The 15920-nt window shown below is 49.5% G+C and carries 11 protein-coding genes and 2 pseudogenes; 10 read left to right on the top strand and 3 right to left on the bottom strand.

The window, feature by feature from the left end:
* Positions 1-22: 22 nt before the first annotated feature.
* From ACTHTG_RS05995 to ACTHTG_RS05985, 3 genes are all read right to left on the bottom strand, one after another.
* Positions 23-826 carry an RNA ligase family protein gene (locus ACTHTG_RS05995; RefSeq protein ID WP_004519970.1) on the bottom strand — a complete coding sequence of 268 codons (804 nt, stop codon included), beginning with the start codon at positions 824-826 and terminating at the stop codon, positions 23-25.
* A 59-nt stretch (positions 827-885) separates the two neighbouring features.
* Positions 886-2187 carry a hemolysin family protein gene (locus tag ACTHTG_RS05990; RefSeq protein WP_003679774.1) on the bottom strand — a complete coding sequence of 434 codons (1302 nt, stop codon included), beginning with the start codon at positions 2185-2187 and terminating at the stop codon, positions 886-888.
* A 101-nt stretch (positions 2188-2288) separates the two neighbouring features.
* A complete protein-coding gene (locus ACTHTG_RS05985) occupies positions 2289-3596 on the bottom strand; it encodes a replication-associated recombination protein A (protein WP_049336804.1) in 1308 nt (435 codons plus the stop codon).
* Between the two features lie 151 nt (positions 3597-3747).
* Between ACTHTG_RS05985 and ACTHTG_RS05980 the strand changes: the two genes are divergently transcribed.
* The 10 genes and pseudogenes from ACTHTG_RS05980 to ACTHTG_RS05935 all read left to right on the top strand — a co-directional run.
* Positions 3748-4122, top strand: coding sequence for a hypothetical protein (locus ACTHTG_RS05980; protein ID WP_004519975.1), 375 nt, complete (start codon positions 3748-3750; stop codon positions 4120-4122).
* An 86-nt stretch (positions 4123-4208) separates the two neighbouring features.
* Positions 4209-5618, top strand: a complete 1410-nt coding sequence (thrC, locus tag ACTHTG_RS05975; protein WP_004519976.1) for a threonine synthase — start codon at positions 4209-4211, stop codon at positions 5616-5618.
* 228 nt (positions 5619-5846) lie between these two features.
* Positions 5847-7613 (top strand): lipid A export permease/ATP-binding protein MsbA, encoded by a 1767-nt coding sequence (gene msbA / locus ACTHTG_RS05970; protein WP_004519977.1) that lies wholly within the window; start codon positions 5847-5849, stop codon positions 7611-7613.
* Between the two features lie 85 nt (positions 7614-7698).
* Positions 7699-8475 carry a ferredoxin--NADP reductase gene (locus tag ACTHTG_RS05965; RefSeq protein WP_003746329.1) on the top strand — a complete coding sequence of 259 codons (777 nt, stop codon included), beginning with the start codon at positions 7699-7701 and terminating at the stop codon, positions 8473-8475.
* Between the two features lie 72 nt (positions 8476-8547).
* A pseudogene (locus tag ACTHTG_RS05960) lies at positions 8548-9186 on the top strand (uroporphyrinogen-III synthase); the annotation flags it as partial.
* Between the two features lie 213 nt (positions 9187-9399).
* Entirely contained in the window at positions 9400-10671 is a 1272-nt protein-coding gene (locus tag ACTHTG_RS05955; RefSeq protein ID WP_224783372.1) for a uroporphyrinogen-III C-methyltransferase, read from the top strand.
* A complete protein-coding gene (locus ACTHTG_RS05950) occupies positions 10668-11891 on the top strand; it encodes a heme biosynthesis protein HemY (RefSeq protein ID WP_070504692.1) in 1224 nt (407 codons plus the stop codon). The genes ACTHTG_RS05955 and ACTHTG_RS05950 overlap by 4 nt, the downstream gene beginning before the upstream one ends.
* A 135-nt stretch (positions 11892-12026) precedes the next feature.
* Positions 12027-13088, top strand: coding sequence for a uroporphyrinogen decarboxylase (gene hemE, locus ACTHTG_RS05945; RefSeq protein ID WP_070504695.1), 1062 nt, complete (start codon positions 12027-12029; stop codon positions 13086-13088).
* 145 nt (positions 13089-13233) lie between these two features.
* Positions 13234-14727, top strand: a complete 1494-nt coding sequence (cls, locus tag ACTHTG_RS05940) for a cardiolipin synthase (protein WP_440360594.1) — start codon at positions 13234-13236, stop codon at positions 14725-14727.
* A 311-nt stretch (positions 14728-15038) separates the two neighbouring features.
* Positions 15039-15860: pseudogene (locus ACTHTG_RS05935) on the top strand (TonB-dependent receptor plug domain-containing protein); the annotation flags it as partial.
* Positions 15861-15920: the final 60 nt, after the last annotated feature.

The following is a 15920-nucleotide window of genomic DNA, read 5'->3' as shown; positions in this document are numbered from 1 at the left end:
CTTATTATTGGATAATTGGACTTCAGGCCGTCTGAAACTGCCAGCTTTGCCAATGGTATTTGTCGTAATCGATAAGACGGGCAGGCTTCCAAGTTTTCGTCCAATGAACGTCGGTTTTAACGTGTTTGGCTCGCACCAATTTGAAAAGATTATCAAATTCATTGAATTGAACAGGCAGGTTGCCGTTGTTGGTGGCAAAATCAGCGGCGTTCCGGATAACGAAACCTTCACTGCATGCCGCTCCTGTTTTCGGATCGTAGCCGCCAAGCTTACCGGCAGTTTGTACGCTGTCTGTCCACGGCTCTCCCAAATTAGCGGCAAGCCATTGCGCTAAAGCAATATCTTCATTGGCGTATTTTTGAGTGGAATCTGCAAGCGGCTGGACAATTGGGATTTCTGGCACAGTCGGAAAATCAAACAGCTGCGCATAAAATTTAACCTCTTCCCATGAAAGCCAATGTCCGCCACGGCGGACGGCGAATAGATAAAAATAGCTTTCCAGTTGAGAATAGGCAATCGAATGAATGCCGTACATATTCTCGCCAAAAAGTTCGAGATCGCCCAAATCATCTTTGATTTGCTGCCATCGTTGCAGCAAAGGTTTATCCCACGGATGCTGGGTAGGTGCAGCATGACTACGGGCATAGAGGCCGTGCGCGGCAAAGCAGTTGTTTTGCCCATCTAATTTTTCGGTTAAAACCAATTTCGGCAGCGAGGCAAAATATGAAAGAAAGCCGCGCGGCATAAAGCGGTCGTCTGAAGTCGTGCCGAGGCTGATGGGCGCGTGCAGGCTGCGGGCGTATTTTTGAGGTTCAGTTGTCGTCATAATATTTTTTCCTTTTTATTCATTTTTTAATTTTCTTTTCAAGTGTTCCCAGCAACCCGTTACATTTTCCCCACCATATTTCCTTGTTTGGAAACCAAAAGTTGGTCGATTTTCAAATTTTCGGTATCGATGATTTCAAACTTATAACCGGCATAAACCAAAAAATCGGTGCGCTTCGGGATTTTGCGCAAGGAATACATCATAAAGCCGGCGATGGTTTCGTAGTTTTCCGAATTGGGAAACTCTTCAATATCCAGTGCGCGCATGACATCGGTAAGCGGCGTAGCACCATCTACCAACCATGTATCTTCGGTACGGCGGATAATTTGCGGCTCTTCTTCGGTATTGACCAGCTCGCCCATCACAATGCTCATCACATCTTTCAGCGTTACCACGCCAACCACCAGCGCGTATTCGTTCACCACTACGGCGAAGTCTTCGCCGGAAGTTTTGAAGGTCTCCAATACATCATAAAGCGACAATGTGTCGGGGATAAACAAGGCTTTACGCAACACGCGCTTGTCGGTCAGGCGGACGTCTTTTTCTTTTAAAAACAAGGTCAGCAGCGTATGAGATTCGATATAGCCGATGACGCGTTCCAAGTCGCCGTCACATACGAGGAATTTGTTGTGCGGTTTGTCCGACATCATTTCCAACACGGTATCGCTGTCGTCGTGTTTATCGAAATAGGCGATATATTCGCGCGTGCTCATGGTGGAAGTGACCGTGCGCTCCTGCATATCGAAAATGTTTTCAATCAGATAGTGTTCTTGTTCTTTCAATACACCAGCCTGCGCGCCGGCATCAACGACGGCATAAATATCTTCCGAGGTAAGCTGCTCCTGACGGACGGTTGAGATTTTGAAGAGTTTGAATATTGCGTTTGCCAATCCGTCAAAAACCCAGACAAGGGGCTTTAAGATAAAAATCAAAAACATCATTGGACGGACAATGCGTACCGCCACCGCTTCGGGATGGGTCATTGCCATACGCTTGGGCATCAGGTCAGCAATTAAAATAAAGCTGCCTGTAACCAGCGAGAATGTCAGCAAAGAGGCAACTGTGCTGCCCCAACTGCCTGCGTTCTCCAAAAGTTTGCCAAAATACGGACGTATTGCTGCCTCGCCGACAATACCGGCAAGAATGGCGACGGCGTTCAAACCGATTTGGACAACGGTAATAAAACTGCCCGGCTGCTGCTGCATATTGATGACGTCAAGCGCACGCGTATCGCCGCCGTCTTTCGCCATGACCTGCAATTTGATTTTGCGTGCCGAAGCAAGCGCGAGTTCGGAACAGGATACAAACGCGCTAATGACAATCAGCAGGCACAATAATAGTAAGGCTTCAAAAATATTCATGAAAAAGTTTGTGTATGGTATAGGTTAAAAATATTCAAACAGCAAAGGCCGTCTGAAAAATTCAATTTGATCTTAGATTTGTATGATGTACATTTATTGTTTTAATCATCCAGCGCATCTTCATCCAAGGATTTCAACCATTTTAGCTTTTCGCCAATTTTGATTTCCAATCCACGAGGGACAGGTTGATAGAAATCGGGTTCATCCAAGCCGTCGGGCATATAGCTTTCGCCGGCGGCGTAGGCATTTGGTTCGTCATGGGCGTAGCGATATTCGCGTCCATAACCCAATTCTTTCATCAGTTTGGTCGGGGCATTGCGCAGGTGGACAGGTACTTCGTCGCTGGCATTTTCTTTGACGAAACGGCGCATTTGGTTGTATGCCTTATAGCCTGCATTGGATTTGGCGGCGGCGGCAAGGTACAGCACGGCCTGAGCCAAAGCAAGCTCCCCTTCTGGCGAACCTAAGCGCTCATAAGTAGCGGCGGCATCATTGGCAATCGTTAAGGCACGCGGATCGGCCAAGCCGATGTCTTCCCATGCCATGCGGACAATGCGGCGGGCAAGATAGCGCGGGTCGGTACCGCCGTCGAGCATACGGCAGAACCAATACAATGCCGCATTAGGATGCGAACCGCGCACGGATTTGTGCAGCGCGGAAATCTGATTGTAGAAACTCTCGCCACCCTTATCAAAACGACGGATTTGCGCACCCAAACTGTCGGCAAGAAATTCGGCGGTCAGGGTTTTCAGACGGCGTGTATTAGCAGCGCGTAAAAGCTGCTCAATCAAGTTCAACAATCTGCGCGCATCGCCATCGGCGGTATTCACAAGCAATTCTTGCGCATCTGCTTCAATCGTGAAATCTTGGTATTCAGGCAAAGCCAATACTTTGGTAATCAGCTTCTTCAGGTCGTCTGAAGACAAGGATTGCAAGACATACACCTGCGCTCTGCTAAGTAAAGCCGGATTGACTTCAAATGACGGATTTTCCGTGGTGGCACCGATAAAGGTTAATAAGCCGCTTTCGACATAAGGCAAAAATGCGTCCTGCTGCGCTTTGTTGAAGCGGTGTACCTCGTCAACAAACAAAATTGTCGCGCGCCCTTGCTGCAAGGCAATTTCAGCTTTCTCGATTGCCTCGCGTATGTCTTTCACGCCGGAAAATACGGCGGAAACCGGCAGAAACTGGGCATTGAAACTCTGCGCCAAAATCCGTGCCAGCGTGGTTTTGCCTACACCCGGCGGCCCCCATAGCAACATAGAATGCGGCTTCCCGCCTTCCACCGCCACGCGCAAAGGTTTACCTTCGCCGATTAAGTGCTGCTGCCCGATGACATCATCTAAAGAATGCGGGCGCAAGCGTTCGGCTAAAGGGGCTTCGGGTTGGCGGGCGAAAAGGTCGGACATAGCGGCTTTCGTGCTGATTGATTAAAAAGAAAACTCGCTAGCATTATACGGCAGTTTCGCAAACTCACATATCGGGCCGCATTACGGTATAATACATGCTATTTTGAGAACTCTTCGGGCGTTTCAGACGGCCTTGCTAACAGGAAACATCATGACTTCAAAAACTCTTTTGGCAGCTGTTACATCAGCTTTCTTATTGGGTGCATGCGCTACCGGCGGCGAATCTTTCGGCGGCTTGGGCAGCGGTACAGGTATCGGCAGCAGCGTAGTGAAAATGGCGGTAGACAGCCAATGCCGTACCGAATTGAACAAACGTAACGAATGGCGTGTCATTGCTTTGGCCATGAGTGCGGAAAAACAAGCCGAATGGGAAAATAAAATCTGCGGCTGCGCCAGCGAAGAAGCACCAAACCAATTGACTGCAACCGAAATGATGCAAGTCTTGAGCCCGGCAACCCGCGATCAGGCCATTGCGTCCGTTACTGCGAAAACGGTTACCGCCTGCTTCAAACGACTCTACAAATAATCGTTCAGACGGCCTTTTTTAATATCGAGGCCGTCTGAATTCGTTTTGACTTTCTATTTGAATTTTAAATACATAGAGAAGAAACCATGAAATACATCAGCACCCGCGGTGCGACCGCACGCAAGCAATTCAGCGAAGTTTTATTGATGGGTTTGGCTCCTGACGGCGGTTTGATGCTGCCTGAGCAATACCCTCAAATCGACCGTGCTACTTTAGACCAATGGCGCACACTCAGCTATCCTGAGCTGGCGTTTGAAGTTATGAGCCTGTTTGCTACCGACATCCCTGCTGATGATTTACGCGACATCATCAACCGTACCTACACCGAAGAAGTATTCGGTACCAAAGCCATCACTCCGGTGCGCACACTTTCAGACGGCATCAAAATCCAAGCCCTCTCCAACGGCCCGACTTTGGCATTCAAAGACATGGCCATGCAATTCTTGGGCAATGCGTTTGAATATGTATTGAACAAAGAAGGCAAAGAACTCAATATCTTAGGCGCCACCAGTGGCGACACCGGCTCTGCCGCCGAATATGCCCTGCGCGGTAAAAAAGGCATCAATGTCTTCATGCTGTCTCCGGAAGGCAAAATGAGCGCATTCCAACGCGCGCAAATGTTCAGCTTGCAAGATGCCAACATCCACAATATCGCCGTTGAAGGTATGTTTGACGACTGCCAAGACATCGTCAAAGCCGTACAAAACGATGCCGAATTCAAAGCCAAATACCACATCGGCACAGTCAACTCCATCAACTGGGGCCGCATTGTCGCCCAAGTCGTGTACTACTTTGCCGGTTATTTCAACGCCACTTCGAGCAATGACGAAAAAGTCAGCTTCTGCGTACCAAGCGGCAACTTCGGTAATGTCTGCGCCGGTCATATCGCCCGTCAAATGGGCCTACCCATCCACCGCTTGATTGTCGCCACTAACGAAAACGACGTATTGGACGAATTTTTCAAAACCGGTGCATACCGCCCGCGCAACAGCGAACACACCCACGTTACTTCCAGCCCGTCTATGGATATTTCCAAAGCCTCCAACTTCGAGCGTTTTGTGTTTGACCTGATGGACCGCGATGCAGACGAAATCAAAACCTTATGGGCGGAAGTAGGTTCCGGCAAAGGTTTCAATTTGGAATTTGTCTTAAACAAAGTACATCAACAATATGGCTTTGTTTCCGGCAAATCGACCCATGCCAACCGCCTTGCCACCATCAAACAGGTTTACGAGCAAGACCGTGAATTGATTGATCCGCATACAGCTGATGGTGTCAAAGTAGCGCGTGAAGTCCGCGAAGCCGGCGAAACCATCGTCTGCCTCGAAACCGCACTGGCCGCCAAATTTGAAGCCACCATCCATGAGGCTGTCGGCGAAGTTTCCATCCCTCGTCCGGCCGCATTGGAAGGCTTGGAAAACCTGCCGCAACGTGTCCGTGTTGTCCCTAATAATGCAACAGCAGTGAAAGACATCATTAAGGAAGCCCTGGCTTAACCGGCCGTCCTTGACGACTGCACAGGCCGTCTGAAAAAGTTTCAGACGGCCGCAACCGATATTTGAGAAGTGGGTAACATTATTGCCAAACCCACCACGCCGCAGTCGTTCCTAATATAAAATCAAGGTGTTAAAACAATACCAACTCCTTTTGACTTTCAATTGCAAACATTGTAATGACAGATATTTTCGTTTAGAATTGCATGTTTGCTCTAAATTTGGATTGATATGCAGACAACACAAGCCACATCCAACTGGGAGCTATACAAGCGCTTGCTTGGATATTTGAAAAGCTATTGGAAGATGTTTATCGTCTCCGTAGTGGCCATGCTGATTGTCGCCGGTACGATGCCGGCTTTCGGTTACTTGCTCAAACCTTTGATCAATGAAGGTTTTGTCGATAAAAACATGAAAAGCATGTCATGGTTGCCGCTGGCAATTGTGGCGCTGTTTTTCGTTCGCGGCCTGTTTAACTTCATCAACGAATATTGCACGACGTATCTGTCCAGCCACTTGGTGCAGCGCTTGCGCGGTGAAATGTTCAACAAAATGATGCACCTGCCGACTTCGTATTTCAGCAGCAATACCGGCGGCCGTTTGATGTCTCGTATCTTGAACGACGTCAATCAAATTACCGATGCAGGGTTTAACGTCATTACCGTGATTGCTAAAGACGGCGTGAGCGTAGTCGGCCTATTGGGCTTGCTGACTTATCTGAACTGGCGTTTGACCCTGATTACTTTTATCATCTTGCCGGTTGTTGCTGTATGTATCCAAACAGTCAGCAAACGCCTGCGCAAACTGTCTGCCAACAACCAAATTTATCTTGGCCAGCTGATGCAGGTCTTGGGCGAAAGCATTAATGGTGAACGCGTTGTAAAAATCTACGGCGGTCAAGATTATGAAAACCGCCGCTTCGACCGTATTGCCAATGATGTTCGCCGCAACCTGCTCAAACAGGTTTCCGCCAGCTCTGCCGGTACCGGCATTACGCAATTAATGGCCTCGGTTGCTCTGGCTGCGATTATTTACGCAGCCGCACGCCAAGCAGGGCTTTCCGGCTTCAGCGCAGGCGATTTTATGTCGTTTTTGTCCAGTATGATCATGATGTTTGATCCCATCAAACGCATGACCGGCGTGATGCAATCCCTTCAACGCGGTTTGGCGGCGGCTGAAAGTGTCTTCACCTTTTTGGATCAACCCGAAGAGAGCAACGAAGGCAAACAAATCCTCAGCCCAAACCCTGGCGATATCGAATTTTGCGACGTTGTACACCGCTATCCTGAAGCCGAACGCAACAGCTTGAACCACATCAACCTGCTTGTACCGCAAGGCAAAGTGACCGCATTGGTCGGCGCATCAGGCTGCGGCAAAACCACCTTGGCCAATATGTTGCCGCGCTTCCTTAATCCGGATGAAGGTAAGGTTTTGATTAGCGGCATCAACATCAATGAATATACACTCGAAAGCCTACGCAGCCGCATGGCTTTCGTCGGCCAGAACGTTGTCCTGTTTAATGGTACGATTGCTGAAAACATTGCCTATGCTCAAGCCGGTAACTTCAGCGAAGAAGAAATTATCAATGCTGCAAAAGCCGCCAATGCTTGGGAATTTATCCAAAAAATGCCGCAAAGCCTGCACACTGAAGTTGGCGAAAACGGTTTAAAACTGTCTGGCGGCCAACGTCAACGCCTCGCCATTGCGCGTGCGCTTTTGAAAAATGCACCGATTTTGATTTTGGACGAAGCCACCAGTGCATTGGATAATGAATCCGAACGTTTGGTACAAACCGCATTGGAAAACCTGATGCAAAACCGTACCACATTAGTGATTGCCCACCGACTTTCGACCATCGAAAAAGCCGACAACATCGTTGTGATGCATGAAGGCAATGTAGTCGAACAAGGCACTCATCATGAATTGATCAACGCAGGCGGACGCTATTCCGACCTGCACAGCCTCAGCGAAAAATCAGCCAAACCGGCAAGTAAGTAGCTGAACAGCATATTCCATTCTTTTTATTAACCTTGGCCGCCCCGACCTATCCTTTTCAGACGGCCTTATCCGACAGGAAATATCAATGGCAGCATTCAACACCCAGAAAGTCTTGTCCGTACACCACTGGACCGACGCTTACTTCACTTTCACCTGCACCCGTGACGAATCTTTGCGCTTTGAAAACGGCCAGTTCGTCATGGTCGGCCTGATGGTTGACGGCAAACCGCTGATGCGCGCATACAGCGTGGCTTCTGCCAACTGGGAAGAGCATCTGGAATTTTTCAGCATTAAAGTACAAGACGGCCCATTGACCAGCCGCCTGCAACACCTTAAAGTCGGTGATGATGTCCTCATCAGTAAAAAACCGACCGGTACATTGGTTGCCGGCGACCTGAATCCGGGCAAACACCTCTACCTCTTGAGCACCGGTACCGGCATCGCACCTTTCTTGAGCATTACCAAAGACCCTGAAATTTACGAGCAATTCGAAAAAATCATCTTGGTTCACGGCGTACGCTACAAAAAAGACTTGGCATACTACGACCGCTTTACCAAAGAATTACCCGAACACGAATACCTGGGCGACTTGGTTAAAGAAAAATTGATTTACTATCCGATTGTTTCACGCGAAGACTATGTACACCATGGCCGTCTGACCGATTTAATGCGCAGCGGCAAACTCTTCGAAGACATCGGCCTGCCTAAAATCAATCCGCAAGACGACCGCGCCATGTTGTGCGGCAGCCCTGCTATGTTGAAAGACACCTGCAACGTCTTGGACGAATTCGGCCTGACCGTTTCTCCGAAAACCGGTGTCCGCGGCGACTACCTGATTGAGCGCGCATTCGTCGATCAATAACGTATCCCCGGCAGCAGGCCGTCTGAAACCCTTCTTTCAGACGGCCTAAACCTTAATAATTTATCCCACATTATGCCTACTCTACTCATCATCCGTCCGTCCAACCGTCCACAGCAAGATATCCAAACCTGCCATGCAGCTGGTTGGCAGGCTCAAGTATTGAGTCCGATCGAAATAGAGGCAGACCGTTCGGCACTAAACAAACTTCCCGAACAATTTAAGCAAGCCGATGTCGTGTTTTGGGTCAGCCCCACCGCTATTGAAACCGCAGCGCCGCATCTGAACTTTTCAGACGGCCCTAAAGCACACATTACCGTCGGCCAAACCAGCCAACATACTTTGGCGCAATTCTCCCCCTATCCCGTATTCTCTCCCGAAGACGGCAACGACAGCGAAGCCGTCTTGAGAATGCCTATTTGGAAAAACCTGCCACCCAACGCCCGAGTTCTAATCATTCGAGGCCATGGAGGCCGTGATTTTTTAGCAGATAAACTGACCGAACTGGGTTTCCAAATCGACATCGCCGAAATCTATTTCAGACGGCCACACGCCATCGATTGGCAGAACTTTAAAACCGAAGACATCGCCGCCGCCTACGTCACATCCGGCGAGCTCGCGCGCGAATTTTTCCATCAGATTCCGCCGCAATTTTCCCGATTCTTCGAATCCTTGCTATACTTCACCCACCATCCGCGTATTGCCGATGCGCTTCGCATCGTCGGCGCCAAACATGTAGAAACCGTCACTTCTTTATCCGCTGCACTTTTATCCATGCCACAAAGGAGCCAAGCAGTGAACCCAGTCGAAGACAATAAAGATACCCAACAAGTTGCCAATACGGCAGCTCCGGCGCCTGAACGTTCTGAAAACACCAGGCCTTCTGAACAAATCAAACCTACCCAACCTCAGCGAGTGGAGGCGAGCATGACCGAGTCCAACAATCTCCCACAAAACAACGCCCCTGTTATCATCAAACAATCTGGCGGCAAAGCCTTGGCTGCAGGTGCAACCGTCTTGGCACTGCTTAGCTTGGGCGCGAGCGGATTCCTGTTTGTACAGGGTCAAAATGTTTTAAAAAACCAAGAGCTCGAATTCAACCAAAAAATCGACAAAGCCGCATTGGGCGAATCTGAAAACGCCAGCCTTTTAAAAGACAACCTCAACCGCCAAACCGCTATTCAGGCCGAGTTAGACCGCCTGAACAACGGTCAAAAAAACAATAGCGATCAAATCCTGCAAACGCAGAAAGCTTATCAAGAGTTACTCAAAGGTCGTATCAACTGGTTGGTCGACGAAGCCGAATCCATGTTGAACACTGCTTCGCAACAATTGATGCTGTCAGGCAACCTTCAAGGCGCGGTCAGCGTATTGGAACACATCGACAGCCGCTTAAGCCGTTTTGAACAGCCTGAGCTTATCCCCATCAAGCAAGCCATCAGCAATGATTTGGCCGCGCTGAAAAACCGTCCTTATGTCGATATTTCCGCCACTGCCTTGCGTATCGACCGTTTGGAAACCGGTATTTCAGGCCTGCCTTTGGTTTTGGACGGCGTATTGAAACCAGGTGCCGCGCCTGTCGAAGCCGCCAATTCAGGAACTTGGTGGGAAAACACATGGGAAAAATCCCTCAATGCCCTCAAAGGCTTGGTTGAAGTCCGTCATCTGGACAGCAACGACGCCATGTTGATTTCACCCGATCAAACCTACTTCATCCGTGAAAACCTGCGCCTGCGCCTTTTGGATGCGCGCATTGCCCTGTTGCAACACAACGGCGAAGTGTATCAAAGCGATTTGAACAACGTTGAAGCAACTGTAAAACAATACTTCGACAGCAAATCCCCTGCTACCCAGTCATGGTTGAAAGAGTTGGCCGAACTCAAAGCCCTTGATGTCCGCATGATCTCAGACGACAGCTTGAAAGCCAGCTTGAGCGCCGTTCGCGCTTATCAAGAAGGTTCGCGTACACAAATGACGACCGAAGAAGCTGCACAAACCCAAGCTACCGAGAAAACCGCTTCCGCTCCGGCTGCAGCTACCGAACAAGCCACAACTGCTGCACCCACTGCCGCTTCTGCACCTCAATCTCTGGAAGCACCTGCTTTGCCGTCTGAAAACAAAAAAGAACCGGCCGCCGAAGCTGCCAAACCACAAAACCAAACCAAGCCTGCTGCCAAAATTAAAGGAGAGCAAGCATGAAAACCGTCGTTTGGATTGTCATTCTGTTTGCCGCCGCCGTTGGTTTAGCGTTGGCTTCCGGCATTTATACAGGTAACGTGTATGTCGTGGTTGAGCAAACCATGCTACGTATCAATCTGCATGCCTTTGTTTTAGGCCTGCTATTGAGCGTATTCGTTTTGTATTTCCTGGTTAAATTCGTGTTCGGCCTCTTGAACCTTCCGGCGCGTATGCAACGCTTCGGCATTGCCCGCAAAGGCCGTCAGGCTTCTGCCTCTTTGAACAGCGCAGGTCTGGCATATTTTGAAGGTCGTTTTGAAAAAGCCGAACAAGAAGCTGCCAAAGTCTTGCAAAACAAAGAAGCCGGCGACAACCGCACCCTGGCTTTGATGTTGGGCGCGCACGCAGCCGACCAAATGGAAAACTTCGAATTGCGCGACCGCTACCTACACGAAATCGAACACCTGCCACAAAAACAACAGCTTTCCCGTCATCTTTTGCTGGCCGAATCTGCACTGAGCCGCCGCGATTATCCGACTGCCGCACAAAACCTTGAAGCCGCAGCAAAAATCAACGGCAACTTGAGCCGCTTGGTGCGTCTGCAATTACGTTATGCCTTTGATCACGGCGATGCTTCAGATGTCTTGGCAAAAGCGGAAAAACTGGTCAAAGCCGGCGCCATCAACGATTACGAAGCCGAACAGTATCAAAACTGGGCATATCGCCGCCTCTTGAGCGAAGTAACCGATGCAGGCCGTCTGAAAGCCTGTTTGAAACAGATTCCCGAAAGTGTGAAGTCTGGCGAATTGTGCGTCGCGATTGCCGAAAAATACGAGCGTTTGGGTTTGTATGCCGATGCAGTCAAATGGGTTAAAACCCATTATCTGCAAACCCGCCAGCCCGAGCTTTTGGAGGCATTTGTCGAATCCGTGCGTTTCCTAAGCGAGCGCGAGCAACAAAAAGCCATCGACTTAGCAGACTCTTGGTTACAGGAACAACCCGACAATGCACCGCTGTTGATGTATCTTGGCCAACTGGCCTACGGCCGAAAACTTTGGGGCAAAGCCCAGGGCTACCTCGAAGCCAGTATCGCCCTGCAACCCAGCGTATCCGCACATTTGGTCTTGGCTCGCGTGTTTGATGAAACCGATCAACCGCAAAAAGCGCAAGAACAACGCAATCTAGTTTTGGAAAGCGTGGCCGAAGAAGAACATCCGGCAGCCCTTCCTCAACCAAATTGATGTGCTGATTTCGCATTAAGCGACAATATGAAATCTACAACAAAACCAACCATTTAATCATTTCAGACAGCCTCTATACATATCTAAGGCCGTCTGAACTTTGTCCAACATACCAAATCAGAAAGCCTATTTATCATGACTGCTCTGAAAAACGACACTTTCCTCCGCGCCCTGCTCAAACAACCTGTCGAATACACTCCCATCTGGATGATGCGCCAAGCTGGACGCTATCTGCCTGAATACAAAGCCACACGCGCACGCGCAGGCAGCTTTCTCGATTTGTGCAAAAACACCGAGCTGGCAACCGAAGTTACCATCCAGCCTTTAGAACGTTTTGATCTGGACGCAGCAATTCTGTTTTCCGATATTCTGACCGTTCCCGATGCCATGGGTTTGGGCCTGTATTTTGCCGAAGGCGAAGGCCCGAAATTTGAACGCGCCTTGCAACACGAAGCCGACATTGCAAAACTGCAAGTTCCCGACATGGAAAAACTGCAATACGTCTTTGATGCCGTAACTTCCATCCGTAAAGCACTGGACGGCCGAGTTCCGCTCATCGGCTTCTCCGGCAGCCCGTTCACACTCGCCTGCTACATGGTTGAAGGCGGCAGCAGCAAAGAATTCCGCACCATTAAAACCATGATGTATTCGCGTCCTGATTTGCTGCATAAAATCCTCGACACCAATGCCCAAGCCGTTACCGCTTATCTCAACGCCCAAATCGATGCCGGCGCACAAGCCGTACAAATTTTCGACACTTGGGGCGGCGTGTTGAGCGATGCAGCGTTTAAAGAGTTTAGCCTGAAATACATCCGACAAATCGTTGCCGGACTCAAACGCGAAAGCGAAGGTCGCCGCGTGCCTGTTATCGTATTTGCCAAAGGCGGCGGCTTATGGCTGGAAAGCATGGCAGAAATCGGTGCAGATGCATTGGGCTTGGACTGGACATACAACATCGGCGAAGCACGCCGTCGCGTCGGCGAACAAGTTGCCCTGCAAGGCAACTTCGACCCGTTTGCCCTCTTCGGCACACCGGAATCTATCCGCACCGAGGTCGCACGCATCCTCGCCGACTACGGCAACGGCAGCGGCCATGTATTCAACCTCGGCCACGGCATCAACCAACACGCCGATCCAGAACACGCCAAAATCTTGGTCGATACCGTACACGAATTATCCCGTCAGTATCACCGTTAATTAAAGCAACTCAAAGGCCGTCTGAAAGCAAAAATATGATTATCGAGTAAATTTGCTTTCAGACGGTTTTTCTATATACTTAATATCTGAAGCTTATCAGCTGACACCTTCAAACTTAAAAACACATCCACTCCCGCTACCGAATATGAATTTTTTAAAAGACATTACCTGGACCGAAATTTTCATCTTCGCCCACACCTGCGCCGCACTCGTCTGCATGCTGCGCGTGTTGTACAAACAAAAAAATATCGGCTCAACCTTTGCCTGGCTAATTATCCTCTTCCTTTTCCCCGTGTTCGGAACCATCGCCTACATCCTTATCGGCGAGCCTCGTCTCGGCACGGCCCGCGCCAAACGTACCGGCGAAATGAACCGCTTCTACCGCAACTTTGCCGCCACCCATCTAGCCGATATCTATCTCGACATTGCCGACCAAGTCAAATCACGTTACCACGGCATCAGTAAAGTTGCCGAAAAAGGAACGGGGCTGGGTGCAACCAAAGGCAACGCCATGAGCCTGCTCTCAACCACCGATACCATCATCGACAGCATGCTCGCAGACATACGCGCCGCAACCCATTCCTGCCTGTTGGCCTTTTACATTATCGAACCCAAAGGCCGCATTGAAGAAATTCTAAATGAAATTCTTGCCGCCAAAGCCAGAGGCGTAGACTGCTCCATACTGGCCGATGCCGTCGGCAGCAGGAGCTTTCTTGAAAGCGATTGGGTAGAGGAACTGCGCCAAGCAGGCGTTGAAGTACATACCTCCTTACCTGTCGGCATCTGGCGTACATTATTCACACGCACCGACCTGCGCAACCACCGCAAAATCCTCGTTATCGACAGCAAAATCGGTTACACCGGCAGCTTCAACCTTGTCGACCCACGCTATTTCAAACAAAACTCTGGCGTCGGAGAATGGATAGATGCCATGATGCGTTGCACAGGGCCTATGGTACTGGAACTGTCAGCCGTCTTCTTCGCCGACCTTGCCGTCGAAACCGATGAAAACCTCCAAAACGTACAAATATACCTTAATCAAGCCCAAAGCCTGCTGCCCCAAATCCTTCCTGAAAAAATGCAGCAAGGCGATATTGTTGCCCAAATCATTCCATCCGCCCCCGAGCAAGGCAGCTTCGTTATCTACGAAACCATCATCAGCGCCATCTATGCCGCCACCAAACAAATCACGATTACTACTCCCTACTTTGTTCCCGACGAGCCGCTTCTCATGGCCTTAACCGTTGCCGCCAAACGCGGCGTCAAAGTGACTCTGATACTACCTGCCAAAGTCGATTCACTGATGGTACGCTACGCCTCACGCGCCTACTACCCTATGTTGCTGGAAGCCGGTGTCAAAATCGCCATGTTTGAAGGTGGGCTTTTACATGCCAAAACCTTGACCATAGACGAAGACTACTCCCTCTTCGGTACGGTCAATATGGACATGCGCAGCTTCTTCCTCAACCTCGAAATCAGCCTCGCCATCTACGATCGCGACACCACCAAACAAATCTGCAACCTCCAACGTGACTACCTCAAAAACAGCAGCTACATTGCCATCAAATCATGGCAACAACGCTCCAAACTCCGCGGCCTCGTAGAAAATGCCGTCCGCCTGATGAGTCCTTTGCTGTAAAAAAGAAGTAGTGAGGCCGTCTGAAAGCACTGTTCAGACGGCCTTTTAAAACATCTATACACAATATTGATCATCGATAAATATTCAACTCATCCCTTTTCTTCAGTTTCAAAAAAGTAAGCCTCACTATATTTTCTCTTAAAATAGTTTTACAAAATTTAACCATAAATAAACCGATTGATATTTATAAAAATATTCAAACTACAAATCAAAATGAGACCAATATGTTCTTTTACATTTATTTGTAGTTTGATAATCATTATTAAAATAATTAGAATAAGCGGTCAATTTTTTATTCCTTGGGAAAAATCATGAATAAAACCTCTTTTCCTGTATTCCGCCTTAGTCTCATTACACTCGCACTATCAACAGGCTTCGCCCATGCCGAAAATACGCACCCCGCAGAAACTGCCGAACTGAATGAAATTAAGGTTACCGGTACCGCCGTACCGACCCGCGTTACCCGCAACCAGCTTGACCGCGAGACTTCGACCGATTTGAAACAAGTCATGAAAGACCAAATCGGTATGGATGTCGGCGGTGGCAACGGCGTGGCGCAGTTTTACAGCATCCGCGGCGTCGGCGAGGACAAAATTAATCTGGAAGTGGACGGCACCAGCCAATCCACCAAAATTTTCCACCACCAAAGCCGCTTCCAGCTTGACCCTGCTTTGGTGAAAAGCATCAACGTCGAAAAAGGCACGGGCGCGGCGAGCGCGGGCTTGGGCGCGGTCGGCGGTACCATCCGCGTGACGACGGTTGACGCGAAAGACCTGCTGACCGACGGCAAACCTTTCGGTTTCAAACTCGGCGCGGGCTTGAGCAGCAATAAAGGCTCAACCGGCAACGCGGCGGTTTACGGCTATCAAAACGGCTTCGATGCCCTGTTTGCAGGCAACTTCCTCAACAACCGCGACTACAAAGACGGCAACGGCAATGTCAACCACGGCAGTCGTCTGAAACAGCACAGCTACCTCGCCAAAATCGGCTACGACTTCAACGACGACCACGGCATCCGCCTGACCTACCGTCAGGAATACCAAAAAGGCAACCGCACCGATAAAGCCGAGTTCCAAAACGTTGACAGCTACGTCGGCGTGGACGGCACTTATCAAAGGGTAAGCGGATTAAATGGTTGATCTTACCTTTGCATGAGAGTGAGACAGACTAGCATCTCATCGGATTATCTGGTT

The sequence above is a fragment of the Neisseria sp. P0017.S009 genome (genome assembly GCF_051957375.1).
In the GTDB taxonomy this organism is placed as follows: domain Bacteria; phylum Pseudomonadota; class Gammaproteobacteria; order Burkholderiales; family Neisseriaceae; genus Neisseria; species Neisseria perflava.
The sequence above is the reverse complement of the archived record's forward strand: the minus strand, read 5'-3'. Positions and strand labels throughout refer to the sequence as shown.